Source organism: Phycicoccus jejuensis, from assembly GCF_000720925.1.
Taxonomy (GTDB): Bacteria; Actinomycetota; Actinomycetes; order Actinomycetales; family Dermatophilaceae; genus Phycicoccus; species Phycicoccus jejuensis.
The window spans coordinates 200284-223813 of record NZ_JOEE01000005.1; the positions used below are offsets into that span (position 1 = coordinate 200284).

Sequence of the window (23530 nt, forward strand, 5' to 3'; positions counted from 1 at the left end):
GCCGCGCAGGACCGGCCTCAGGCGTCCTCCTCGTCCCAGATGCGAACCTTCTTCGGCTTCGGCGGGTACTTCTCGGGATGCGCCAGGCGCTCCTCGCGCCGGATGCCGAAGCCGACGAGGACGAACCCCAGGACCGTGGTCATCCACCACTGGTAGGCGTAGGCGAGGTGCGGGCCGAGGCTGCGGTCGGGCGGCAGCAGGGGAGCGGGGCGGGGCGGCGTCGCGCCGTCGGCCGTGCGCTCGGACTCCAGCAGCACGTACCCCGGCAGCAGCGTCGTGCCGAGGGCGCGCGACGCGTCCGGCACGGAGAGGTTGGCGATCTGCCCGGCCGCTGGTGGCTTGTCGGCCGACTCCTCGCCGGGCCGGGCCCAGCCGACGACCGTCGTCTCGCCGGAGGGAGCCGGCGGCACGGTCGGCAGGACGCTGGCGCCCTGGTCCGAGACGCGCACCCAGCCGCGGTCGACGAGGACGTCGGTGCCGCCGTCGTCGGGGCGGAAGGCCCACAGGACCTCGTAACCGACCGCACCGTCGTTGGGGCGGCCACGGACGAACACCGGACCCGCGGCGTAGCTGCCGGTCATCGTCACGCGCGTCCACTCGGCGTCCGTGCTGACGCCGTCGGCGGTGATGGCCTCGCCGACGGGCACGGGCGTGGCGCGGTAGTGCCGGTCCAGCCGGTCGTTGCGCTCCACCTTCGCCTCGTGCCGGTGGTACTGCCACCAGCCGAGGTGGTAGGCGGCCACCGCGAAGAGGGCCGAGAGGACGAGCGCGCCCAGCCATCGAGGTGTCAGGAGCCGACGCAGCACCACTTCACGCTACGCGACGTACTGTGGACTCCTATGACCGACCTCCCAGAGCCCCGCCTCCTCGACCGCTTCGGCCGCGTCGGGCGAGACCTGCGCGTGTCGGTCACCGACCGCTGCAACCTGCGCTGCACCTACTGCATGCCCGCCGAGGGCCTCGACTGGCTCCCCAAGCCCGAGATGCTCACCGACGACGAGCTCGTCCGGCTCGTGCGCATCATGGTCGGCCTCGGTGTCACCAACGTCCGCCTGACCGGCGGCGAGCCGATGCTGCGGCGCAGCCTCGTCCACGTCGTCGCCGGCATCGCGGCGCTCGAGCCACGCCCCCGGATCGCCATGACGACCAACGGCATCGGCCTCGACCGGCTCGCAGCGCCGCTCGCGGCCGCCGGGCTGGACCGTGTCAACGTCAGCCTCGACACCATCGACGCCCAGCGCTTCCGCGACCTCACCCGTCGCGACCGGCTCGAGGACGTCGAGGCCGGGCTCAAGGCCGCCGCCGACGCCGGGCTCACCCCGGTCAAGGTCAACGCGGTCGCGATGCGCGGGTTCAACGACGAGGGTGTCGCCGACCTCCTCGGCTGGTGCCTCGACCGCGGCTACGAGCTGCGCTTCATCGAGCAGATGCCGCTGGACGCCCAGCACGCCTGGGACCGCTCGCAGATGGTGTCGCAGGCCGAGATCCTCGAGCGGCTCGGGGAGCGGTTCCGGCTCACCCCCGTCCAGGAGCGCGGCAGCGCCCCGGCCGAGCGCTTCCTCGTCGACGGCGGCCCGCAGACCGTCGGCGTCATCGCCAGCGTGTCCGCGCCGTTCTGCGCCGCCTGCGACCGGGTGCGGCTGACGGCCGACGGCCAGCTGCGCAACTGCCTCTTCTCCCGCTCCGAGATCGACCTGCGCGGCCCGATGCGCGAGGGCGCGTCGGACACCGAGCTCGCCGACCTCGTCATCGGCGAGATGTGGGCGAAGAAGCCCGGGCACGGCATCGACCGCCCGGACTTCGAGCAGCCCGACCGCCCGATGTCGGCGATCGGCGGCTGAACCGGCGCGACCGCGACGGCGTCAGCCGCGGGGCTGGTCCTCGTGGCGCACGGTGCTCGGCACGTGCGTGTACGCGTGGTCGGTGAGGCGCGGGGTCGGGTCGACGCTCGGCGTGACCGGCGTGCGACGGCCGCGCACCCGCGGGGCGACCGAGTTGACGGCGACGACCGCGATGAACGGCAGGAACACCGCGGCGGCGGCGAAGATCCAGCGGTACCAGTCGTCGATGACGATGGTGAGCACGAAGCAGATCGTGCGGATGGTCATCGTCACGAGGTACTGCTTCATCCGGTGCCGCTGGTCGGCTTCGCGCGAGTCCGCCGCCGTCGTCACCGACTGGGCGTCGGGGTGGCGGTGGCGGGTCGTGGGCACCCGTCCACCATACGTCCGCGGCTGTCCGGCTACCGCTGGGTAGTCCACTAGGTTCGACAGCATGAGCGACCCCCGCACCGTCCTGGTCACCGGCGGCAACCGCGGCATCGGGCTGGCCATCGCCCGCTCCTTCGCGCAGGCCGGCGACCGCGTCGTCGTCACCCACCGCAGCGGGGAGCCGCCGGAGGGCCTCGAGGGCGTCATCTGCGACGTCACCGACAGCGCGTCCGTCGACGCCGCGTTCACCGAGGCGGAGGAGAAGCTCGGCGGTCCGGTCGAGGTGCTCGTGGCCAACGCCGGCATCACCAAGGACGGCCTGCTCATGCGGATGAGCGACGAGGACTTCGACAGCGTCCTCGAGACCAACCTCACCGGCGCCTTCCGGTGCGTGCGCCGCGCGAGCAAGGGGATGATCCGCCTGCGCCGCGGCCGCATCATCCTCATCTCGAGCGTCGTCGGCCTCTACGGCGGCCCCGGGCAGGCAAACTACGCCGCGAGCAAGGCCGGCCTCGTCGGCCTGGCCCGCTCGGTGACGCGCGAGCTCGGCGGCCGCGGCATCACGGCGAACGTCGTCGCGCCCGGCTTCATCGAGACCGACATGACCGCGGCGCTGCCCGAGGAGACCCAGAAGACCTACAAGGCGGCGATCCCGGCCGGCCGCTTCGCGACGACCGACGAGGTCGCCGGTGTCGTGCGCTTCCTCGCCTCGCCGGAGGCGGCCTACGTCTCCGGCGCCGTCGTCCCGGTCGACGGCGGCCTCGGCATGGGCCACTGACCGCGACCGTCCCCCGACCCACCACCGAAAGGCCAGCCATGCTGCTCGAGGGCAAGAAGCTCCTCATCACCGGTGTCCTCATGGACTCCTCGATCGCCTTCCACGTCGCGAAGATCGCCCAGGAGCAGGGGGCGGAGGTCGTCCTCACCTCCTTCGGCCGCACGACGAAGATCACGACGGCCATCGCGCGGCGCCTGCCGCAGACCCCGCCGGTCATCGAGCTCGACGTGACGAGCGAGGAGGACCTCGCGGCCCTGCCCGACCGGGTCCGCGAGCACGTGCCGCACCTCGACGGCGTCCTGCACTCGATCGGCTTCGCCCCCCAGGGCGCCTTCAACTTCCTCGAGGCCTCGTGGGAGGACGTCTCGACGGCGGTGCACGTCTCGGCGTACTCGCTCGCCGCCCTCGCCAAGGCCTCCCTGCCGCTCATGCCCGACGGCGGCAGCGTCGTCGGCCTCACCTTCGACGCCCGCTTCGCGTGGCCGGTCTACGACTGGATGGGCGTGGCCAAGGCCGCCTTCGAGTCGACCAACCGCTACCTCGCCCGCGACCTCGGCCCGAAGGGCGTGCGCTGCAACATCGTCGCCGCCGGCCCGATCCGCACGACCGCGGCCAAGTCCATCCCCGGCTTCGAGCAGTTCGAGGAGGCGTGGGGCACGCGCGCGCCGCTCGGCTGGGACGTCAACGACGCGGTGCCCACGGCCCGGGCGTGCGTCTCGCTGCTGTCGGACTGGTTCCCGGCGACGACCGGCGAGATGATCCACGTCGACGGCGGCTACCACGCCATCGGGGCCTGAGGGTCAGGCCTCCGCGGTCTCGGCGTCCTCGATCTCCTCGCGGCTGACGCCGAGGAGGAACAGGACGGTGTCGAGGTAGGGCACGTTGACCGACGTGTCCGCCTGCTCGCGCACGACCGGCTTGGCGTTGAACGCGACCCCGAGACCGGCCACGCCGAGCATGTCGAGGTCGTTGGCCCCGTCTCCGATGGCGACCGTCCGCGTGAGCGGCAGCCCCTCGAGGGCGGCGAACTCGCGCAGCGCGGCCGCCTTGCCCGGCCGGTCGACGACCGCGCCGGTGACGCGACCGGTCAGCCGGCCGTCGAGCACCTCGAGCCGGTTGGCGCGGACGTGGTCGACGCCGAGCTCGACCCCGATCGGCTCGACGACCTCGGCGAACCCGCCCGAGACGAGCGCGACGGTGAAGCCGAGCGACTTGAGGGTGCGCACGAGCGTGCGGGCACCGGGGGTCAGCCGGACGGAGGCCCGCACCTCGTCGAGGACGGAGACCGGCAGCCCGGCGAGCGTCGCGACGCGGGCGTGGAGGCTCTCGGCGAAGTCGAGCTCGCCCCGCATCGCGCGCTCGGTGACCGCCGCCACCTCGGCGGCGGTGCCGGCGTGCTCGGCGATCAGCTCGATCACCTCGTCCTGGATGAGCGTGGAGTCGACGTCCATGACGACGAGCCGCCCCCCGCGCCGGGCCAGGCCGGCCGGGGCGACGGCGATGTCGCAGCCGGTGCTCGCCGAGACGAGCGCGAGGTCGCGGCGCAGCCGGTCGACGTCGGCGCCGGAGACGTCGAGCTCGACCGTGGTCACCGGCCAGCGCGACAGGCGCCGGATGCGGTCGATGTTCGCGCCGTGCGCGGCGACCGCGCGGGCGACGGCTGCGACGTGGCGCGTCTCGAGCGGGCGGGCCATCGCGACGACCGCGGCCCGGCCGGTGCGCCGGCGGGCGTTGTCGCCGCGCCCGGCCACGAGCTGGACGTGCATCCCCATCTCCTCGCCGGCCCGGGTGATGCGGTCGGTGAGGACGTTCTCGTCCGGCCCGGGTGCGAGGAGCACCGACAGGGCGAGGTGCCCGCGGACGACGACCTGCTCGAGGTCGAGGACGTCACCGCCGACGGTCGCGGCCGCCGCGAAGACGGCGCTCGTGACGCCCGGTCGGTCCGGCCCGCTCAGCGAGACGAGGAGCGTGCGCGCCTCGGGGTCGGGCTGCGGCGGGAGGGGCGGCGTCTCGGGGGAGGGCACACCGGCAGGCTAGCCGGGGATGGTCGGATGCTGGCCCCCGGACCGGTCACTGAAAGGACCTTCCAGCGTCATGGTGGTGAGCAGTTGGTGCAGCTCGGCCCACCGCGGGTCGTCGCCGTCGGTCGCCAGCCTGTGGTCGACGACGGCCGAGGCCTCGGCCAGCATCGTCGCCGCCAGCGCAGGATCCGGCTCCGCCCTAGCACCACGCAGCAGAGCGTCGACCAACCTCTCGGCATACTGACCTCCGAACGGACTCGCCACCTCGAGGAGCCGCAAATCGTCGAGGGTCAGTCGGGGATCCGGCGGCTCGAAAGCCGACGGAATCTCGGACTCGCACGCCAGCCACAACGCCCTGGCGAGGTCGCCGATCCAGTCGACTTCCTTGTCCGTTCCACGCCGGATCGTGTCCGCCAGCTCTCGAACGCGTCCGGCGGAGACGGCGGCCTCGACGACTGCGTCGCCGTCGATCGTCGCAAGACCCCCCAGGCGAGCGGCGGCCAGCCTCTTGTCGAGCTCGGCCGAGCGCTCTCCCAGCAGCCGATGTGCCCGGGCCCGCATCAGCAACCGTCGGGACTGTGAGCCCGTGGCCATCCAGTCGGCGGTCTCGTGCTCGCCTGCCCGTTCAAGCCATCCCGGCGACCAGGGCTGTGCGTCAGCATGGTCGATCTCGGTCAGGGCCTCGGCGGCGTGCCCCTCGTCCAGCAGCACCTCGGCGTACGCGAGGTGTGCCTCTGCCAGCTGCGCGCGGAACGCACCGTCGGGCACGTCGCTCGGAACGGTGTCGACCGCGAGCTGGACCATGGCTAGGTGCTGCCGCACGACGCCGCGCCGTCCGGGCGTGTCACGGGGAGGGACGTCGAAGCCCAGTGCCTCGAACATCACCCATGCGGCGGATGTCTGGCGCGTCGACCGGTAGCGAACCGCGGCCTCGGAGCACTCGCGGAGGGTCCACCACAGCACGACGGCGTGTGTCACGAGGTGGACGCCGACGACCCCGACCTCCCAGGCGTCCGCGTCGTCGACGAGTCCCGAAGCGCCGAGCACGAGATTGGCGACGAAGAGCGTGCAGGCGACGATCCGCACCCCGGACACCCCCAGCCTCGCGACCGGAGGATCGGGGTCTCGCTCGTCACGGGTCCAGTCCAGCGTCCGGGCGAGATCGCTCGGCAGGCGCGCCAGCACCGTCTCGGCGCGCGACCCGAAGGCGCCGGCGACGAACGCTCCCGCCGTGATGAGGACCCCCATGGGGATCGCGAGATCCGGTGCTCCCATCCCAGCCCCCCCCTCTCGGGCCACATGGTCTCGCGGCGGACGGGACGTGGCAAGGGCGTCGTGTGTTGGTCGACGGGCGAGGTCAGCCGCCGAGCGCGGGCCGCTGGACCTGCTCGCCTACCTCGAGGCGCTCGACGCGCTGGGCCGGCCCGGCGTCACGGCGGGCTCGGCGCGCGCTGCGGTCGCTGACCGCTCGGGCGCACGCGCACGTCGACCTGCTCGACGACGACGAGCTCCTCCCCGCGAGCACGACCGTCCTCGAGGTCGGGGGAGACCGGAGCCGGCGTGTCGGCACGGTGCTCGACGTGCTCGCCCGCCGGGTCAGCCGGTGAGGGAGTCCCGCCAGGCGATCAGGTCGCGGACCGGACCGAGGTCGTGGTCGGGGCCGTTGAGCCCGACCGTGAACAGCCGCGTGCCGACGTCGTGCAGGGCCTGGGCCCCGGCGGCGTAGTCGTCGACGTCCTCGGGCAGGCGCCCGGGCCTGGGCGAGACGCCGGCCGAGCGCTCGATCTCCGAGGGGTCCCGCCCCACCTTCGTGCACCACTCGTCGAGGACGGAGTGCTTGTGCGCCACCGTCTCCGGGTCGCCGAAGCCGTGCCAGACGTCGGCGTGCTGCGCGACGATGCGCAGCGTCTTGCGCTCGCCCCCGCCGCCGATGAGGACGGGGATCTTGCGCGTCGGCGCGGGGTTGAGCTTCGACCACCGCTCCTCGATGAGCGGCAGGTCGCGGGCCAGTGCGTCGAGCCGGCCTCCCGCGGTGCCGAACTCGTACCCGTACTCGGCGTAGTCGCGCTCGAACCATCCCGACCCTATGCCGAGGATGAGCCGGCCCTCGGCGCCGTCGCGGGCGCTGACGTGGTCGACGGTGCGGGCCATGTCGGCGAGCAGCTGCGGGTTGCGGTAGCTGTTGCACGTGACGAGGGCGCCGATCTCGACGCGCTCGGTGGCCTCGGCCCACGCCGCGAGCATCGTCCAGCACTCGAAGTGGGCGCCGTCGGGCTCGCCGTAGAGCGGGAAGAAGTGGTCCCAGTTGAAGATCACGTCGACGCCCGCCTCCTCGAGCCGCGCGCAGGTGCGGCGGATCTCGGCGTAGCTCGCGTGCTGGGGCTGGAGCTGCGCGCCGATGCGGACCGGCCGGTCGGTGCCGCTCACGTGCCCTCCACCGGTCCGGCGCCGATCTCCTGGCCCTTGCCGACGACCGTGATGCCGGAGTCGGTGACGGTGAACCCGCGCGCGAGGTCGGCCTCGCGGTCGACGCCGATCGTCGTGCCCTCGGGCACCGTGACGTTCTTGTCGATGATCGCGCGGCGGATCGTGCAGTTGCGCCCGATCTGCACGCCGTCGAGCAGGACGCTGTCCTCGACCTCGGTGTAGCTGTGCACGTGGACGTCGGGGGAGACGACCGAGCCGATGACGCGCGCGCCGGAGATGACGACGCCGGGGGAGACGGCCGAGTTGAGCGCCTCGCCGAACCGGCCGTGCGCGCCGTGCACGAACTTGGCCGGAGGGAACGGGCCGTAGGTCGTGTAGATCGGCCAGTCGTAGTTGTAGAGGTTGAAGACCGGGTGGATCGAGACGAGGTCCATGTGCGCCTCGTAGTAGGAATCCATCGTCCCGACGTCGCGCCAGTAGCCCATGTCGCGCTCGGTGCCGCCGGGGACGACGTTGTTCTTGAAGTCGTAGACCGACGCGGCGCCCTGCGCGACGAGGGCCGGGACGATGTCGCCGCCCATGTCGTGCTTGCTGCCCTCGGTCGTCGAGTCCTTGGTCACGGCGTCGATGAGCGCGTCGGCGCTGAAGACGTAGTTGCCCATGCTCGCGAGCACCTCGTCCGGGGAGTCGGGCAGGCCCTTTGGGTCGGTCGGCTTCTCGAGGAACGCGCGGATGCGGGTCGGGTCGTCGGGCTCGACGTCGATGACGCCGAACTGGTCGGCGTCGGCCTTCGGCTGGCGGATCGCGGCGACGGTGACGCCGGCGCCGCTCGCGACGTGCTGGTCGACCATCTGCGAGAAGTCCATCCGGTACACGTGGTCCGCGCCGACGACCACGACGATGTCGGGCTTCTCGTCGGTGATCGTGTTGAGGCTCTGGAAGATCGCGTCGGCGCTGCCGAGGTACCAGGACTTGCCGATGCGCTGCTGCGCGGGGATCGGGGCGACGTAGTTGCCCAGCATCGTGCTCATCCGCCACGTCTTGGTCACGTGCCGGTCGAGGCTGTGCGACTTGTACTGCGTCAGCACGACGACCTTGAGGTAGCCGGAGTTGACGACGTTCGACAGCGCGAAGTCGATGAGCCGGTAGATGCCCCCGAACGGCACGGCGGGCTTGGCGCGGTCGCGCGTCAGCGGCATCAGCCGCTTGCCCTCCCCACCCGCGAGGACGATGGCCAGGACCTTGGGACCTCCGCTGCGGTACGCCATGCGACCAACCTATGGGGTGATCGGCCTCGTCGGCAGCCCCCGTTCGCCACTACGGTGAAAACCGTGCGCATCGACATCCTGACCAAGGAGTACCCGCCGTCGATCTACGGGGGAGCGGGGGTGCACGTCGCCGAGCTGACCCGGGCCCTGCGGGAACGGGACGACACCGACGTGCGCGTCCACGCCTTCGGGGGCCCGAGGGACGAGGAGGGGACGACGAGCCACCCCGACCTGCCGGAGCTCGAGGGCACCAACGCCGCCCTCAGCACCCTCGGGGTGGACCTGACGATGGCCGCCGCCTGTGCCGGAGCCGATCTCGTCCACTCCCACACCTGGTACGCCAACTTCGCCGGGCACGTCGCCGGCCTCCTCGAGGGCGTGCCGCACGTGCTGTCGGCCCACAGCCTCGAGCCGATGCGGCCGTGGAAGGCCGAGCAGCTCGGCGGTGGCTACCGGCTCTCGTCGTGGGTCGAGCGCACCGCGTACGAGGGCGCGGCGGCCGTCATCGCGGTGAGCGCGGGGATGCGCGAGGACATCCTGCGCTCCTACCCGAGCGTCGACCCCGCCAAGGTCCTCGTCGTGCACAACGGGATCGACGCCGAGCTCTGGCGGCCGAACGACGCCCCGGACGTCGTGCGCCGGCACGGCATCGACCCCGACCGCCCGGCCGTCGTCTTCGTCGGCCGGATCACCCGCCAGAAGGGCCTGCCCTACCTGCTGCGCGCCGCCGCGCAGCTGCCGCCCGAGGTGCAGCTCGTGCTCCTCGCCGGCGCGCCGGACACCCCGGAGATCAAGACCGAGGTCGAGGGGCTCGTCGATGACCTGCGCGCCGAGCGCGACGGCGTCGTGTGGATCAGCGAGATGCTCCCGCGCGACGAGGTGACGGCCGTCCTCAGCGCCTCGTCGGTGTTCGTCTGCCCGTCGGTGTACGAGCCGCTCGGCATCGTCAACCTCGAGGCGATGGCGTGCGAGCTGCCCGTCGTCGCGACGGCGACCGGCGGCATCCCCGAGGTCGTCGTCGACGGCGAGACCGGTTGGCTCGTGCCGATCGAGCAGGTCCAGGACGGCACCGGGACGCCGGTCGACGAGGACCGTTTCGTCGCCGACCTCGCGGCCGCCCTCACCGACGCCGTCTCCGACCTCGACCGCGCGGCCCGCTTCGGCGCCGCCGGCCGGCGCCGGGCCGTCCAGTCGTTCTCGTGGGGCACGATCGCCGAGCGCACCCTCGAGGTCTACCGCGGGGTCGTGGGCGCGTGAGCGACACCCGGCACGACCCCGTCCTCGGCAGCGGCGCCACGCCGGTCGAGGGCGCCCTCGGGCACCTGGTCGCCGTCTTCGACAACCGGATCGCGCAGTCGCTGGTGGCGATCGCCACGGCCACCGGGTGGGATGCCACGCTGCTCGACGCCGCCCCTGTCGGGGACGCCCTCGGCGCGCTCGGGACCGTCGACGCGCTCGTCGTGTGCAACCACGACGGCGACGGCGCCTACCCGCTCCTCGGCGACGCGCTGCGGGCCGGGGTGCCCTACGTCGCGATGATGGCCAGCCGCCACCGGTCGGCCGCCCTGCACGAGCAGCTGCGCGGCGAGGGCCTCGACGACGAGCAGCTGGGCCGCCTGCACGTCCCCGCCGGCCTCTCGATCGGGGGCAGCTCGCCCGGTGAGATCGCCCTCTCGGTCGTCGCGGAGGTGGTGGCCGACGGCCACGGGAGGCCCGGCACCCCGATGCGGGCCTCCTGACCGCGCGGCGCGGCCGGCGCGGAGCACGCCGTCAACTAGGGTCGGTGGCATGAGCGACGTCCTGGCCCTCGCCGGTGTCGGCGTCGTGCGCGGCGACACCACCATCCTCGACGACCTGTCGTGGGAGGTGGAGGAGGGCCAGCGCTGGGTCGTCCTCGGCCCCAACGGCGCCGGCAAGACCACCCTCCTGCAGATCGCCGCCGGCCGGATGCACCCGACGACCGGGGTCGCGGGCGTCCTCGGGGAGGTCCTCGGCGCGGTCGACGTCTTCGAGCTCCGGCCGCGCATCGGCCTGTCGAGCGCCTCGCTCGCGGAACGCATCCCGCCGCACGAGAAGGTCCGCGACGTCGTCGTCACCGCCTCCTACGGCGTCGTCGGCCGGTGGCGCGAGGCGTACGACGGGATGGACGAGGCGCGCGCCGCCGAGCTCCTCGACGCCCTGGGCGCGAGCCACCTCGCCGAGCGGCGGTACGGCACGCTGTCGGAGGGGGAGCGCAAGCGGGTGCAGATCGCCCGCGCCCTCATGACCGACCCCGAGCTCATGCTCCTCGACGAGCCCGCCGCCGGCCTCGACCTCGGCGGCCGCGAGGACCTCGTGCGCCGGCTCGGGGCGATCGCCGCCGACCTCGCCGCGCCCGCCCTCGTCCTCGTGACCCACCACGTCGAGGAGATCCCGCCGCACTTCACCGACGTCCTGCTGCTGCGCGAGGGCCGCGTCGTCGCGCAGGGCCCGATCGAGATCACCCTGACCGCCGAGAACCTCGAGCGCACCTTCGGCATGCCGCTCGAGCTCGAGGTCCGCGGGGACCGCTACGCCGCCCGCGCCCGCTGAGGCGACAGGGAACCGAGGACGCCGGCCGCGCGTCCGAGCCACGACACCGGAGGGAAGGGCAGGCCGATGGACTGGCTGACCGACAACGCCTGGCTCGGATGGCTGGGCGTCGCACTCGTGCTCGCGGCCATCGAGGCCGCCACCGTCGACTTCGTCTTCGTCATGTTCGCCGGCGGCGCGCTCGCCGGGGCGATCGCGGCGGCGCTCGGCGCACCGTTCTTCTTCCAGGTCGTCGTCGCGGTCGTCTTCGCGATGGTGCTCCTGCTCGTCGTGCGCCCGATGCTCAAGCGCAAGTTCACCGACGCGGTCACCGACCACCACATCGGCGCGGCCGGCCTCGTCGGGCGCGAGGCGTGGGTCCTCCAGGCCGTCACCGAGACCGACGGCCGCGTCAAGCTCGCGGGCGAGACGTGGTCGGCCCGGCTCGCCGAGGGCGGCGCGCCCGCCGGTCCCGGCGACCAGGTCCGGGTCATCGCCATCCACGGCGCGACCGCGATCGTCGTCCCGCTGCCCGCACCCCCGATCACCCCCACCACCTGACCCCGTGCCCCGACCGGGCACCGACGGAAAGGCACCACCATGGACGGAATCGGTCCACTCGTCGTCATCCTGCTGCTTGCGGTCTTCGCGATCATCGTGCTCGTCCGCACCGTGCGCGTCGTCCCGCAGCAGACCGCCCTCATCATCGAGCGCCTCGGTCGCTACTCGCGCACCCTCGAGGGCGGGTTGCACTTCCTCGTGCCGTTCGTCGACATCGTGCGCGCCAACATCGACCAGCGCGAGCAGGTCGTCTCGTTCCCGCCGCAGCCGGTCATCACGAGCGACAACCTCGTCGTCTCGATCGACACCGTCATCTACTACCAGGTGATCGACCCGAAGTCCGCGGTCTACGAGATCGCCAACTTCATCGCCGGCATCGAGCAGCTCACCGTCACGACGCTGCGCAACGTCATCGGCTCGCTCGACCTCGAGCAGACGCTGACCAGCCGCGACCAGATCAACGGCCAGCTGCGCGGCGTCCTCGACGAGGCGACCGGCAAGTGGGGCATCCGCGTCAACCGCGTCGAGCTCAAGGCCATCGACCCGCCCGCCTCCATCCAGGAGTCGATGGAGAAGCAGATGAAGGCCGAGCGCGACCGCCGCGCGGCCATCCTCAACGCCGAGGGCACCAAGGCCAGCCAGATCCTCACGGCCGAGGGCGAGAAGCAGAGCCAGATCCTGCGGGCCGAGGGCTCGGCGCAGGCCCGCATCCTCGAGGCCCAGGGCCAGGCCCGCGCCATCCAGCAGGTGTTCGACGCCATCCACCGTGGCAAGCCGACCCAGAAGCTGCTCGCCTACCAGTACCTCCAGGTGCTGCCGCAGATCGCCCGCGGTGACTCCAACAAGATGTGGATCATCCCGAGCGAGCTGACCGACGCGCTGCGCGGCATCGGCGGGGCGCTCGGCGCCACGAAGCCCTCGGGCGACGGCGGCGACGACGAGTGGGTCGACCCGGGCGAGATGCTCGGCAACGCCTTCGAGGAGACGACGCTCGAGGACCCGAAGTCCGCCCTCGAGCGGGCCCGCGGCCAGGCCGCCCAGTCGAGCAAGGAGGCCGAGGAGCACGCCCAGCCGGCCTCGCGCGTCCAGCCCCCCATCCGTCCGGACGCCGACGCGGTGCCGCCGCGCGAGGCGCCCGCAGCCCCGCCGGCGACCGAGCCGATGGCCCCGCCCGCCTCCCCGCCGGTCGAGCCGCCGCCGGCCCCGCCGGCACCTCCGGCCCAGCCCTGAGCGACGCGACCGAGCGCCCGGACCTCCACGAGGTCCGGGCGCTCAGTCGTGGACGACGGCGTCGAGAAGGCCGGGGAAGCGCGCGTCGAGCTCGTCGCGGCGCAGGGTGACGACCCGGTGGCGCCCGGCGGGCTCGTTGCGCACGACGCCGGCCTCGCGCAGCGTGCGCAGGTGGTGCGAGAACGTCGACTTCGGCACGCCCGGCTCGCTCTCGCGGCACTCCTCGACGGTCCGCGGGCCCTCCGTCGCGAGCTCGCGCACGAGCGCGAGGCGCGTCGGGTCGCTCAGCGCGAAGAGCACCACGGGGAGCTCGACGGCGGCGAGGTCGGGGTGGTCCATGAGGCGGGGCGAGGAGGGCCGGGACAACGGTTCGACTTCCTTGGAATAGTGGCCGATGGTGCGAGGTTCAACGAGGCGAACGGTTCGATGATTCCAGAACGGAGCACGGCGATGTCCCTCCGCCTCACCCCGGCCCCGGCCTTCGTGGTCGTCGGTGCCACCGTGGCCACCTTCCTCGCGGCCTCGAGCGCGCCGAGCCCGCTGTACCCGGCCTACGAGGAGGCCTTCGGCTTCGGCCCGGCGACGCTCACCGTCGTCTTCGCCGTCTACGTCCTCGCCCTGCTCGCCGCGCTCCTGGTCGTCGGGCGGCTCTCGGACCACGTCGGCCGCCGTCCCGTCCTCGCCGCCGCCCTGCTCGTCGAGCTCGGGGCCCTCGCCCTGTTCCTCGGGGCGGAGGGGACCGCGGCGCTCGTCGCCGCCCGGGTGGTCCAGGGGCTCGCGACCGGCGCGGCCATGGGCGTGATGGGTGCCTTCCTCCTCGACCTGCAGCGCCACGGGACCCAGCGCGGCGCCGTCGTCAACGGGGTGGCGCCCCTCGTCGGGCTGGCGCTCGGCGGCGTGGTCGCCGGTGCGCTGGCCGACCTCGCGCCCGCTCCGCTGCGCCTGGTCTACGCCGTGCTCGGCGGGCTCGTGGTCGTCCTCCTGCTCGCGGTGCCGTTCCTGCCTGAGACCGCACCCCGTCGCCCGGGCGCGCTCCGCTCGATGCTCCCGGTCGTCGCCGTCCCCGCGGCGGCCCGCGGGACCTTCAGGACGTCGGTGCCCGTCATGGCCGCGACGTGGTCGCTCGGCGGGCTGATGCTGTCGGTCAGCGGCAGCGTGCTCGCGACCCGCTTCGCGGTGCCGGGGCACCTCGTCGCCGGTTTCGTGCTCGGCGCGTTCACGGGGACCGGCGCGCTGGCCTCGTACGCCGGGCGGGAGCGACCGGCCGCCGACCTGCGCCGCTTCGGGCTCATCGCCCTCGTCACCGGGCTCGTCGCCTTCGTCGCGTCCCTCGTCCTCACCCTCTTGCCGCTGCTCGTCATGGCGGTCGTGGTCGCCGGGGCCGGGTTCGGCAGCGCCTTCCTCGGTGCGCTGCGCGCGGTCAGCGCGCTCGCGCAGCCGCACGAGCGCGCCGGCCTGATGTCGGCCGTCTACGTCGTCAGCTACCTCGCGTTCTCGGTGCCCGCCCTCGTCGCCGGTGCACTCACCCTTGCACTCGGGCTCGACACCACGACAGTCGGATACGCCCTGCTCGTCGGTGTCGTGGCCGCGGCGGCCCTCGCGGTGGAGCTCCGCACTAGGGTGGCCCGGTGTCCCTCGGAGAAGCCCTGCTCGTCGTCCTCGCGGGCATTGGCGCCGGCACCATCAACACCATCGTCGGCTCCGGCACGCTGATCACCTTCCCGACCCTGCTGCTGCTCGGGATCCCGCCGGTCACGGCGAACGTGTCGAACAACATCGGCCTCGTCCCCGGCAGCGTCACGGGCTCGATCGGGTACCGCCGCGAGCTGCGGGGGATGGGTCCGCAGCTGCGTCGCTACGCCCCCATGTCCTTCCTCGGCGGCACCCTCGGTGCGGTGCTGCTGCTCGTCCTCGACCCCGACCTCTTCCGCGCGATCGTGCCGGTGCTCATCGTGCTGGGCCTCGTCCTCGTCGTCGCCGGACCGCGCCTCAACGCGTGGACGGCACGGCGGCGCGAGGCGGGAGGGGCCGAGGCCGCGAGCACGCACCGCCGGCTCATGCAGGGTGGGGTGCTCGGCGCCGGCGTCTACGGCGGGTACTTCGGTGCGGCGCAGGGCATCATCCTCGTCGGCATCCTCGGCGCCCTCTCGAGCGACCCGCTCCAGCGCATCAACGGCCTGAAGAACGTGCTCGCCTCGGTCGTCAACTTCGTCGCGGCGCTCGTCTTCGTCCTCGTCGCCCCGGACCAGATCGACTGGCTCGTGGTCCTCCTCATCGCGGTCGGCTCGACGATCGGCGGCGTCGTCGGCTCCACCGTCGGGCGCCGCCTGCCCGCCCCCGTGCTGCGGGCGATCATCGTCGTCGTCGGCGTCGTGGCCGTCGTCAAGCTCGTCGTCTTCCCGTGACGCCGCTCGTCCTCGTCGCGCTCGGGCTGTCGGTCCTCGCGGGCGCGCTCGTCCAGTCGGTCGTCGGCTTCGGGATGTCGGTCGTCGCCGCCCCGCTCGTCGTCCTGCTGGCCCCGGACCTCATGCCGGTGGCCCTCCTGCTGCCGAGCATCACCCTGCCCGTCCTCCAGCTCTCGCACGGCGTCCGCGACCTGGCCCGCGGGCCGCTGGCCCTCGCCCTCGTGGCCCGGGCCGTCCTGACACCGGCCGGGGTGGCCGTCGTCGCGTGGTTCTCGCCGCGGGCCATCGCGGCGCTCGTCGGCGCGCTCATCCTCGTGACGGTCGCCCTGTCGGTCCGCGCGGTCGACCTGCGCCCGACGCGCGCGAACACGCTCGTCGCCGGAGCGGTCTCGGGGGTCTCGGGCACCGCCGCCGCGATCGGGGGGCCCTTCCTCGCCCTGGTCCTCCAGCACGAGCGGCCCGAACGTGTGCGCTCGACGCTCGCGGCCTTCTTCCTCGTCGGGTCCGGGATGGCGGTGGCGGGGCTGGCGCTCGGCGGCGAGGTCCACCGCGACCAGGTGCTCGCCGGGCTCGCGCTCATCCCGTTCGCGCTGGTCGGCTACGCCCTCGCGGTGCCCGTCCGCCGGCGGGTGGACCCCGAACGGTTCCGCCGGCTCGTGCTCGGCTTCTGCGTGGTCGCCGGCCTCGTCGTCATCGCCCGCGCCGTCCTGGCCTAGCCTCGTGCGCGTGCCGACGACCGTCTCCGACCCCGCCGACCCCCGCCTCGCCGACTACGTCTCGCTGACCGACGTCGCCCTGCGACGCCGCCTGGAGCCCGAGGGCGGGCTGTACGTCGCGGAGTCCGAGAAGGTCATCCGGCGGGCCCTCGCCGCGGGGCACCGGCCGCGCTCCTACCTCATGGCCGAGCGCTGGCTCACCGACCTCGCGGACGTCGTGGCCGACGCCGAGGCCGACGGCGTGCCGGTGTTCGTCGGGGCCCACGACGTCATCGAGCGCCTCACCGGCTTCCACCTGCACCGCGGCGCGCTCGCGGCGATGCACCGCCCCGCGCTGCCGTCGCTCGCCGAGGTCCTCGAGGCCGCCCGGCGGGTCCTCGTGCTCGAGGACGTCGTCGACCACACCAACGTCGGCGCCGTCTTCCGCTCGGCGGCCGCGCTCGGCGTCGACGCCGTGCTCGTCACCCCGCGCTGCGCCGACCCGCTCTACCGCCGGGCCGTCCGCGTGTCGATGGGCACCGTCTTCCAGGTGCCGTGGACGCGCATCGACCCGTGGCCGGGCGGTATCGAGCAGCTGCACGGGCTCGGCTTCCACGTCGCCGCCCTCGCCCTGACCGAGGACTCCGTCGGGCTCGACGAGCTGGCGGCCGACCCGCCCGAGCGGCTCGCACTCGTCCTCGGCACCGAGGGCGACGGGCTGGCCCGGCGCACCCTCGCCGGGGTCGACACCGTCGTGCGCATCCCGATGGCCGGGGGAGTGGACTCGCTCAACGTCGCCGCGGCCGGCGCCGTCGCCGCCTGGGCCCTGCGCGCCCCGGCTCCGCCGGAGGGGTGATCACGGCATCGGCCGTCCGGACCGAATCCGCGGCGGCGCGTCCGTCGCGGCGTCGCTCCTGGAGTCCGAGGACTTCCGGGTCGTGCAGGCCGACGACGGCGTCGCCGGCGTCGAGGCCGCACGCCGCCACGACCCCGAGGTCGTCCTCCTCAACATCTCGGTTACACCCTCGAGGAGGTCGAGGGCCGCAGCCCCGGCCGCGTCCTCCAGGGGCGCGACACCGACCCCGGGACCGTGCGCCGGATGCGCGAGTCGATCCGTCGCCAGGAGCCCTTCACCGCCGAGGTCCTCAACTACGCGAATGACGGGAGCAGGTACTGGGTGTCCCTCGACGTCTCGCCGATCCGCGACGGCGAGGTCGTCACCGGCTTCGTCGGCGTCGAGACCGACATCACCAACCGTCGCCTCACCGAGGAGAACCTGCGCCGGGCCAAGCAGACGGCGGAGGAGTCCGCGGAGGCCAAGCAGCGCTTCCTCGCGAGCATGAGCCACGAGATCCGGACGCCGCTCAACGCGGTCATCGGCCTGACCGACCTCCTCCAGGACACCGCGCTCGACGAGCAGCAGCGCTCGTACGTCAGCACCGCCCACCAGAGCGGTCGGCACCTGCTCGCGATCGTCAACGACATCCTCGACTTCAACGCCCTCGAGAGCGGCGAGCTCGAGATGGAGTCGACCTCGACCGACGTGCGCGCACTCATCCAGGACGTCTGCACGATGTTCACGACGAAGGCCGAGCGGCGGGGACTGTCGCTGTGGTGGTCGGTGGACCCCGACGTCCCCGAGCTCGTCTGCAGCGACCTCGTCCGCCTGCGCCAGATGCTCATCAACCTCGTCGGCAACGGGCTGAAGTTCACCGAGCGCGGTGGTGTGCGGATCCGCGCGAGCTACCTCGCGGCCGCGCCCCTCCTGCGCCCCGACGCCGAGACCGCCCCGGGCACGCTCGTCCTCGAGGTGGTCGACACCGGGATGGGCATCCCCGCGGACCGGCTCTCGCGGATCTTCACCGCGTTCGCCCAGGGGGACGCGTCGACGACGCGCACCCACGGCGGCACCGGTCTTGGTCTCGCGATCTGCGCCCGCATCGCCCAGCGGCTCGGCGGCGAGATCCAGGTGCAGTCGACGGTCGGCGAGGGCTCGTCGTTGACGTTCTCGCTGCCCGTGCTCGGCTGCGCCGGCGGCAGCGCCGGCGCCACCGGCATCGAGGCGCTCCAGGCGCTCTCGGCGCACCGCGACGACGTCGTCCTCATGGACGTCAACATGCCCAACCTCGACGGCGTGCGTGCGACGGAGCAGCTGCGCGTCCGCCCGGGGCCGCCGCCGCGGATCATCGCCCTGACGGCCAACGCCGCCGAGGGGGACCGGGAGCGGATGCTCGCGGCGGGCATGGACGACTACCTGAGCAAGCCGTACACGCTGGCCGACCTCGAGAAGATCCTCGCGCCGGTCCGCGCGGGCTGACGCCCGGGGCGCTCAGCGGACCAGGCGGTCGAGCAGCCGCTCGACCTCGGCGGCCGGGTCCGCGGCGGACCCGCCGTGGACCGGGCCGGGCTGGAGGACGGTCGAGCGCGGCGCGCTGAGCCACCCGAAGCGCTTGCCCTGGGTCGTCAGCGTCGCGTCCACGCCCGCCGGGGGCCGCTCGCACATGCCGCCCACGGCGTCGAGCGCCCCGCGCAGGCCGTCGAGGTCGGCGTCGGGCGCGAAGGCCCGGATGCGGTCCTCGTCGAGGTGCCAGGCGCAGCGCAGCACGCCCGCGGACTGGGAGTGCAGGACGACGCCGACGTTGAGGCACTCGCCCCGGTCGACACGCGGCACGAAGCGCACGACCACGTACTGGTAGGCGTGGCTCACGGCGCACCGTCCAGCCAGGCGGAGGGCGCGGCGAGGCGCATCCCGAGGTGCTCGCGGTAGGCGGCGCGGACGGCGTCGAGGTCGGGCAGGCTCGCCGTGGTCTCGAGCCACTCCTCCGGCACCTCGTCGACGACCTCGCGCAGGACGTCGACGGTGAGGAGCGGGGCGAACCGCTCGTGCGCGGCCCGGACCGACCCGGCCACCGGCGCCAGGACGTGGCCGCTCGCGTCGAACGGCTGGGCGACGAAGCGCCCGACGTCCGGCGGGCGGCTCGGCCAGGAGTGGTGGAACCACAGGGCCGCCCCGTGGTCGATCGCCCAGGCCCGGCGGTGCCAGACGAGGAGGTTGGGGTTGGCCCAGGTGCGGTCGACGTTGGCTGTGTAGGCGTCGAGCCAGAGGATGGCCGCGGCGTCCTCGGCGCTGGGCGGCCGCGAGCCGTCGTAGCCGAAGGCCCCGGGCAGGAAGTCGACGCCGAGGTTGCGGCCCGGGCTGGCGTTGAGCAGGTCCTGGACCTCCTCGTCGGCCTCGTAGCGGGCGATCGCGCTCGGCAGGTCGACGACGGCCAGGCGCGGGGTCGGGATGCCGACCCGGCGGGCGACCTCGCCGACGAGCACCTCGGCGACGAGGACCTTGCGGCCCTGCCCGGCGCCGGTGAACTTGACGACGTAGGTCCCGAGGTCGTCGGCCTCGACGAGACCCGGCAGCGAACCGCCCTCCCGCAGAGGGGCGACGTAGCGCACGGCGGTCACTGACTCGAGCACCCGACCACCCTACGGCAGCCGTTTAGGGTGGTCGGATGACCACGCAGGAGCGCAGGCTGGCCGGTCGCTACGTCCTCGACACGCCCATCGGACGGGGCGGGATGGGCGAGGTGTGGCGCGCCACCGACACCGTCCTCGGGCGGCAGGTGGCGATCAAGACGATCGACCTCACCCGCGTCCCCGACGAGTCCGGTGCGGTGCGGTTCGAGCGCGAGGCCCGCGTGACGGCCGGCCTCAACCACCCGCACGTCGTCACGGTGCACGACACCGGTGTCGAGGGCGACACCGCGTACCTCGTGATGGAGCTGCTGCCCGGGCCGAGCCTCGCCGAGCGGCTGCGGGAGGGCCCGTTCGCGGTCGACGACGTCATCGACGTCGTCCGCCAGGTCGCCGGCGCGTTGCAGGCCGCGCACGGCCGCGGGCTGGTCCACCGTGACATCAAGCCCGCCAACGTGGTCACGGCCGCGGACGGCCGGCTGCGGGTCCTCGACTTCGGCATCACCCAGCTCGGCGACGCCTCGACCCAGCAGGCGCTCACCGCCACGCACACCGTCATGGGGACGGCCGAGTACCTGTCGCCGGAGCAGGCGATGGGCGGGCGCGTCGACGGCCGGGCCGACCTCTACGCGCTCGGCTGCCTCGCCTTCGCGCTGCTGACCGGTGAGCCGCCCTTCTCGGGCCCCACGGCGGTGGCGACGATGATGATGCACACCCACGACCCGGTGCCCGACGTGCGCGACCTGCGCCCCGACACCCCGGCCTGGCTGGCCGGCCTCGTGTCGTCGCTGCTCGCCAAGGACCCCGCCGACCGACCCGCCGACGCGGGCGCCGTGCTCGCCGCCGTCGACGCGCGCCGCGCCCCCACCGGTGGCGCCGCGGCCGCGGGGGCCGCCGCAGCCGCGACGACGGTCCTGCCCGCCGGTGGGGCCGACCGCACCCAGCGGCTGTCGAGCACCCCGCTGCCCCCGCCGCCGCCGCCGACGACCGGTCTGCCGCCGCGCGAGCCGGAGCGCAGGCGCGGCGCGTCCACCCCGTGGGTGCTCGCGATCCTCGCGCTGCTGGTCGTCGGCCTCGTGGGCTGGTACCTCGTCACCTCGCAGGACGACACCGGGGGCGCCGACGCCTCGCCGAGCGCCTCGCCCACCCCGTCGGCCCAGCAGTCGGCCCCGGAGCAGTCCACACCGGCCGAGACCACGCCCGAGCCGGAGCCGACGACGGCCTCGCCCGAGCCCACCCCGAGCGAGACCCCCTCCGACACGCCGACCGACACCGCGCCCGACGGCACTCCGGTCACGGACGCCTACGCGTCGCTCCAGGAGGCGGTGCAGCAGGCCGCCGCGGACGGCACCGTCGACGCCAAGGTGGCGCGCGACGTCGCGAGGCACGCCCAGGCCACGGAGCGGGCGCTGTCCGGCGCCGACGCTCGCAAGGTCTCCGACGAGGCGCAGAAGCTCGCGGACGAGTACGCGAAGGCGGTGGAGGACGGCTCGGTGTCGGCCGACGCCACGGGCACGCTCGACCCGCTCGTCCAGGCGGTGCTCGACGCGGCCGACGCCTACGCGGGCGGCTGACCCGGCGGGGCGCCGGCCCCGCCCACGACAAAGGCCCCGAACCTGTGGTTCGGGGCCTTCGTCGTCGTGCTCTGCTGTGTCCGAGGGGGGACTTGAACCCCCTCCGCATGGTCCTAGTACGCCCTTGTATACCAGCCGAATCGGCTCCGTGGGCAGGTCGGAGGACGGCCCGCGTGTCGGCTACGTGTCGGAGGACCCGGCCGAGCTACCCTTTGACCCAGTACGGTGACCCCGTGCCCACCGATGACGAATGCCTGCAAGAACTCGAACGCGCGTCCGAAGTACTCTTCGACCTGGCTGGTGAGGATGTGGATGCCATCGACGTCAAGAGCGTCCGCACTGAGGAGGCACCGTTCCTAGCCAAGATCGTGAGCAAGCTGAGCCCCATGGTCGGTAACCTCATGGAGCAACGGATCGTTCAAATCCTCGACCAAGAGGCTCCAAACGGCTTCTCCTGGCACCGTCAGGACCCCGGCTTCCCGGACGCGGTCTTGCGCCATGAATCCGGAGAGCCAACCAGCACGGGGTACGAGATCAAGGCTTGGTATGTGCTGAGCACCGAGATCACGGGGCGATTCAAGGAATCGCAGCATCTACTGGCCGAGAAGAATATCAACGTGGTCATTGTGGCGTGGTGCATGAGCCACATGATCTTCGGCAAGCCCAAGATCTTGGGGGTGCTCACAGTTTCGGGCAAGGCGCTGGCTGCGAGTCGTGATGCTCACTACCACAACCCACCCGAGTACCTGATTATCGAACCACAAGACACCTCTGCGCGAACCGCGAACCTTCAGCAAAGCAACGTCAACGGTTACAAGTTGCAGGCGAGCGATTCCGACACGGCCGAACTTATGGCGGTCCGTGACGAATACCAGATCACGCCCTTCGACGGCCACCCCCACTCTTCAGACGCTCAGGGCAAGGCATCTGATCTCATGAATCGTCTCGTGTACCGACTAGATACCAACTTCGCGAAGATCGACCGCGTGGGAAACTCCAGCGTGGAGGACTTCAAGCGCACGATCCTTGCAGAGACGTATCTTGGCAAAACTATCGCCCAATGGAAGTCGACATTTGCTGACCTAAACGGCAAGGATGAGGTCCGGCAAGGGAAAGCCGCCGACACTATTGCGGCGCTATACGGTCAGATGATCCGCGAGGAACCTAGAACAGAGATTGCTGTTGAGTCTGAAGGCGATGAGTAGCCAACTCATAGAAGCCTGAGTCCGACTCGGCGGCAAAGGCGACACGTTCCAGGTTGATAGCCGCGAGGGAACCCGTGCAGAGTCCGCCGAAGGGCTCCCAAACGACATCGCCTACGCTCGTACAAGCCTTGACGATACGCTCCATCAAATCAAGCGGCTTCTGGTTCAGGTGGCTCGCACTCATGGATGTCGGCTTGTAGGTGCGAGGTGCAGACCTCACCATGCTTCCACGGAACCGCTCTGCCCCACGAAGGGACGGCCTGCTCCACACGTTGGTTACGCCATGTTCATGGTTCCAAATCGACCGTGTGGCCGCCCACTCGTCCGCGGTTACAGGCTTCTCGCCGTCAAAGCTGTAGTAGGGCAAACCATCGGGGTTGCCGTGTTCATTTGCGTAATCTACCAGCTTCATCATGACTTCGACAGGTGGCCAATACCAGAGCCAACCTTGGTCAAAGTACTTGCGGGTCGCCGCATCCTTAACCCCGCAGGCCTCGTTCGCCGCACGCCGCGGGAGCCCTGAGCGAACCCACTCCCGAAGCAACCACTCCTTCATATGGACCAGATGGTCGGAACCCGGCTCTTTCGCCACGCGTGGAGTTCGCGTGTAATAGACGCACACCTCAGTAACGACCGGAAAGCGCCGAATCGTCCGGCCGTTGACGTTGCCAGCGACCTGGCCGATGCCCTTGTCCCAAATGTTGCAAAACTCGTACTGCCAACCGTTCGCCACGAGATAGGGGTGGACATTCGCCCAGCCAACTTCTGTGTTCCAGAACCACAAACTGGTCGCGAGCGTCGAGTGACGGGACCACGCCTCGATGTGGGGTTGGTACCACTCGCCCAGATTCTCAGGTGTCCGGGGATCGCCAGGGAAGCCGCCGACTCCGTAGGCCCCGTCGCTGATGATGGTGTTCGGGGTCGTCCAAGCGTGATACGCGTCCAGCGCGTCTCCGTGATGAATGGTCCAGTCAGGCACCTGCGCACTCTAGACCGCGTCCACGACAGGGACCTGTCGCCACCCCAGTTATCCACAGATCCGTGAACCGCCCCGGCATGTCCGGAGACTCCGAACCTTGGGAAGGTTGGAGTCATGCCAGGAGAGACGAGCAGGCGGTACCCGTCTGAGCTGAAGGCGCGG

Annotated in this window: 26 protein-coding genes and 1 pseudogene; 17 read left to right on the forward strand and 10 right to left on the reverse strand. The window is 72.3% G+C overall.

Translation table 11 applies throughout. The features are described 5' to 3' along the window. Positions 1–17: 17 nt before the first annotated feature. Positions 18–806, reverse strand: a complete 789-nt coding sequence (locus tag IG69_RS0112075; protein ID WP_030528426.1) for an SURF1 family cytochrome oxidase biogenesis protein — start codon at positions 804–806, stop codon at positions 18–20. Between the two features lie 33 nt (positions 807–839). Here IG69_RS0112075 and moaA point away from each other — a divergent pair, with 33 nt between their 5' ends. After that, positions 840–1841, forward strand: coding sequence for a GTP 3',8-cyclase MoaA (moaA, locus tag IG69_RS0112080; protein WP_030528427.1), 1002 nt, complete (start codon positions 840–842; stop codon positions 1839–1841). A 21-nt stretch (positions 1842–1862) separates the two neighbouring features. On the opposite strand, the gene IG69_RS21625 is transcribed toward moaA, so the two are convergent. Then, the gene (locus IG69_RS21625) at positions 1863–2213 is read right to left on the reverse strand and encodes a DUF3099 domain-containing protein (RefSeq protein ID WP_245616135.1); all 351 of its coding nucleotides are present in this window, start codon (positions 2211–2213) and stop codon (positions 1863–1865) included. A 61-nt stretch (positions 2214–2274) separates the two neighbouring features. Here IG69_RS21625 and fabG point away from each other — a divergent pair, with 61 nt between their 5' ends. Next, positions 2275–2988, forward strand: coding sequence for a beta-ketoacyl-ACP reductase (fabG, locus tag IG69_RS0112090; protein WP_030528429.1), 714 nt, complete (start codon positions 2275–2277; stop codon positions 2986–2988). A gap of 38 nt (positions 2989–3026) precedes the next feature. Beyond that, positions 3027–3785: an enoyl-ACP reductase FabI gene (fabI, locus tag IG69_RS0112095; RefSeq protein ID WP_030528430.1), complete on the forward strand. Its 759-nt coding sequence runs from the start codon at positions 3027–3029 to the stop codon at positions 3783–3785. A gap of 3 nt (positions 3786–3788) precedes the next feature. Here the strand turns inward: fabI and serB are convergent, their stop codons facing one another. Continuing rightward, positions 3789–5012 carry a phosphoserine phosphatase SerB gene (gene serB, locus IG69_RS0112100; RefSeq protein WP_036829893.1) on the reverse strand — a complete coding sequence of 408 codons (1224 nt, stop codon included), beginning with the start codon at positions 5010–5012 and terminating at the stop codon, positions 3789–3791. Positions 5013–5021: 9 nt separating this feature from the next. Further along, positions 5022–6257, reverse strand: coding sequence for a hypothetical protein (locus IG69_RS0112105; RefSeq protein ID WP_157577534.1), 1236 nt, complete (start codon positions 6255–6257; stop codon positions 5022–5024). 92 nt (positions 6258–6349) lie between these two features. On the opposite strand from IG69_RS0112105, the gene IG69_RS0112110 reads away from it, so the two are divergent. Then, positions 6350–6616 carry a hypothetical protein gene (locus IG69_RS0112110; RefSeq protein WP_157577536.1) on the forward strand — a complete coding sequence of 89 codons (267 nt, stop codon included), beginning with the start codon at positions 6350–6352 and terminating at the stop codon, positions 6614–6616. On the opposite strand, the gene IG69_RS0112115 is transcribed toward IG69_RS0112110, so the two are convergent. Beyond that, positions 6606–7436 carry an LLM class F420-dependent oxidoreductase gene (locus IG69_RS0112115; protein ID WP_030528434.1) on the reverse strand — a complete coding sequence of 277 codons (831 nt, stop codon included), beginning with the start codon at positions 7434–7436 and terminating at the stop codon, positions 6606–6608. The two genes, IG69_RS0112110 and IG69_RS0112115, sit on opposite strands and share 11 nt — an antisense overlap. Continuing rightward, positions 7433–8704 carry a glucose-1-phosphate adenylyltransferase gene (gene glgC, locus IG69_RS0112120; protein WP_030528435.1) on the reverse strand — a complete coding sequence of 424 codons (1272 nt, stop codon included), beginning with the start codon at positions 8702–8704 and terminating at the stop codon, positions 7433–7435. The genes IG69_RS0112115 and glgC overlap by 4 nt, the downstream gene beginning before the upstream one ends. A 63-nt stretch (positions 8705–8767) precedes the next feature. Between glgC and glgA the strand changes: the two genes are divergently transcribed. The 5 genes from glgA (at position 8768) to IG69_RS0112145 (ending at position 13045) form a co-directional block, all read left to right on the forward strand. Beyond that, positions 8768–9961 (forward strand): glycogen synthase, encoded by a 1194-nt coding sequence (glgA, locus tag IG69_RS0112125; protein WP_030528436.1) that lies wholly within the window; start codon positions 8768–8770, stop codon positions 9959–9961. Further along, positions 9958–10443 carry an XdhC family protein gene (locus tag IG69_RS0112130; RefSeq protein ID WP_051750491.1) on the forward strand — a complete coding sequence of 162 codons (486 nt, stop codon included), beginning with the start codon at positions 9958–9960 and terminating at the stop codon, positions 10441–10443. Before glgA ends, IG69_RS0112130 begins: the two co-directional genes overlap by 4 nt. A gap of 49 nt (positions 10444–10492) precedes the next feature. Then, positions 10493–11275, forward strand: coding sequence for an ABC transporter ATP-binding protein (locus IG69_RS0112135; protein WP_030528438.1), 783 nt, complete (start codon positions 10493–10495; stop codon positions 11273–11275). A 66-nt stretch (positions 11276–11341) separates the two neighbouring features. Then, a complete protein-coding gene (locus tag IG69_RS0112140) occupies positions 11342–11815 on the forward strand; it encodes an NfeD family protein (protein ID WP_030528439.1) in 474 nt (157 codons plus the stop codon). 39 nt (positions 11816–11854) lie between these two features. Next, the gene (locus tag IG69_RS0112145; protein WP_030528440.1) at positions 11855–13045 is read left to right on the forward strand and encodes an SPFH domain-containing protein; all 1191 of its coding nucleotides are present in this window, start codon (positions 11855–11857) and stop codon (positions 13043–13045) included. 42 nt (positions 13046–13087) lie between these two features. Here IG69_RS0112145 and IG69_RS0112150 read toward each other — a convergent pair whose 3' ends face one another. After that, positions 13088–13384, reverse strand: a complete 297-nt coding sequence (locus IG69_RS0112150) for an ArsR/SmtB family transcription factor (protein WP_030528441.1) — start codon at positions 13382–13384, stop codon at positions 13088–13090. 111 nt (positions 13385–13495) lie between these two features. Between IG69_RS0112150 and IG69_RS0112155 the strand changes: the two genes are divergently transcribed. The 6 genes and pseudogenes from IG69_RS0112155 (at position 13496) to IG69_RS23135 (ending at position 18462) form a co-directional block, all read left to right on the forward strand. Next, positions 13496–14758: an MFS transporter gene (locus tag IG69_RS0112155; RefSeq protein ID WP_051750492.1), complete on the forward strand. Its 1263-nt coding sequence runs from the start codon at positions 13496–13498 to the stop codon at positions 14756–14758. Then, positions 14674–15450 carry a sulfite exporter TauE/SafE family protein gene (locus IG69_RS0112160; protein ID WP_030528443.1) on the forward strand — a complete coding sequence of 259 codons (777 nt, stop codon included), beginning with the start codon at positions 14674–14676 and terminating at the stop codon, positions 15448–15450. Before IG69_RS0112155 ends, IG69_RS0112160 begins: the two co-directional genes overlap by 85 nt. Continuing rightward, positions 15447–16166 (forward strand): sulfite exporter TauE/SafE family protein, encoded by a 720-nt coding sequence (locus IG69_RS0112165; RefSeq protein ID WP_030528444.1) that lies wholly within the window; start codon positions 15447–15449, stop codon positions 16164–16166. Before IG69_RS0112160 ends, IG69_RS0112165 begins: the two co-directional genes overlap by 4 nt. Positions 16167–16176: 10 nt before the next feature. Next, on the forward strand, positions 16177–17001 hold the full coding sequence (locus IG69_RS0112170; RefSeq protein WP_030528445.1) for a TrmH family RNA methyltransferase: 825 nt from the start codon (positions 16177–16179) through the stop codon (positions 16999–17001). A gap of 165 nt (positions 17002–17166) precedes the next feature. After that, a pseudogene (locus tag IG69_RS23175) lies at positions 17167–17412 on the forward strand (PAS domain-containing protein); the annotation flags it as partial. Between the two features lie 9 nt (positions 17413–17421). Next, a complete protein-coding gene (locus IG69_RS23135) occupies positions 17422–18462 on the forward strand; it encodes an ATP-binding protein (RefSeq protein ID WP_342666163.1) in 1041 nt (346 codons plus the stop codon). 12 nt (positions 18463–18474) lie between these two features. Here IG69_RS23135 and IG69_RS0112180 read toward each other — a convergent pair whose 3' ends face one another. After that, entirely contained in the window at positions 18475–18852 is a 378-nt protein-coding gene (locus IG69_RS0112180) for a DUF3037 domain-containing protein (RefSeq protein WP_051750494.1), read from the reverse strand. Then, positions 18849–19613: a HipA family kinase gene (locus IG69_RS0112185; RefSeq protein ID WP_030528448.1), complete on the reverse strand. Its 765-nt coding sequence runs from the start codon at positions 19611–19613 to the stop codon at positions 18849–18851. The genes IG69_RS0112180 and IG69_RS0112185 overlap by 4 nt, the downstream gene beginning before the upstream one ends. Positions 19614–19648: 35 nt before the next feature. Here IG69_RS0112185 and IG69_RS0112190 point away from each other — a divergent pair, with 35 nt between their 5' ends. Both IG69_RS0112190 and IG69_RS0112195 read left to right on the forward strand, forming a co-directional pair. Then, positions 19649–21184, forward strand: coding sequence for a serine/threonine-protein kinase (locus tag IG69_RS0112190; RefSeq protein ID WP_051750495.1), 1536 nt, complete (start codon positions 19649–19651; stop codon positions 21182–21184). 233 nt (positions 21185–21417) lie between these two features. Beyond that, complete coding sequence (locus IG69_RS0112195) at positions 21418–22389, forward strand: hypothetical protein (protein ID WP_051750496.1); 972 nt, start codon at positions 21418–21420, stop codon at positions 22387–22389. Here IG69_RS0112195 and IG69_RS21630 read toward each other — a convergent pair. Beyond that, a complete protein-coding gene (locus IG69_RS21630) occupies positions 22349–23368 on the reverse strand; it encodes a DNA methyltransferase (RefSeq protein ID WP_084696771.1) in 1020 nt (339 codons plus the stop codon). The two genes, IG69_RS0112195 and IG69_RS21630, sit on opposite strands and share 41 nt — an antisense overlap. Positions 23369–23530 lie beyond the last annotated feature (162 nt).

Excerpts from the sequence above, each read along its gene's own strand:
- IG69_RS0112105 (WP_157577534.1), bottom strand. The coding sequence starts at position 6,257 with ATGGGGGTCCTCATCACGGCGGGAGCGTTCGTCGCCGGCGCCTTCGGG.
- IG69_RS0112140 (WP_030528439.1), top strand. The coding sequence starts at position 11,342 with ATGGACTGGCTGACCGACAACGCCTGGCTCGGATGGCTGGGCGTCGCA.
- glgC (WP_030528435.1), bottom strand. The coding sequence starts at position 8,704 with ATGGCGTACCGCAGCGGAGGTCCCAAGGTCCTGGCCATCGTCCTCGCG.
- IG69_RS0112135 (WP_030528438.1), top strand. The coding sequence starts at position 10,493 with ATGAGCGACGTCCTGGCCCTCGCCGGTGTCGGCGTCGTGCGCGGCGAC.
- IG69_RS0112145 (WP_030528440.1), top strand. The coding sequence starts at position 11,855 with ATGGACGGAATCGGTCCACTCGTCGTCATCCTGCTGCTTGCGGTCTTC.
- IG69_RS0112190 (WP_051750495.1), top strand. The coding sequence starts at position 19,649 with ATGACCACGCAGGAGCGCAGGCTGGCCGGTCGCTACGTCCTCGACACG.
- fabI (WP_030528430.1), top strand. The coding sequence starts at position 3,027 with ATGCTGCTCGAGGGCAAGAAGCTCCTCATCACCGGTGTCCTCATGGAC.
- IG69_RS0112155 (WP_051750492.1), top strand. The coding sequence starts at position 13,496 with ATGTCCCTCCGCCTCACCCCGGCCCCGGCCTTCGTGGTCGTCGGTGCC.
- IG69_RS0112150 (WP_030528441.1), bottom strand. The coding sequence starts at position 13,384 with ATGGACCACCCCGACCTCGCCGCCGTCGAGCTCCCCGTGGTGCTCTTC.
- moaA (WP_030528427.1), top strand. The coding sequence starts at position 840 with ATGACCGACCTCCCAGAGCCCCGCCTCCTCGACCGCTTCGGCCGCGTC.
- fabG (WP_030528429.1), top strand. The coding sequence starts at position 2,275 with ATGAGCGACCCCCGCACCGTCCTGGTCACCGGCGGCAACCGCGGCATC.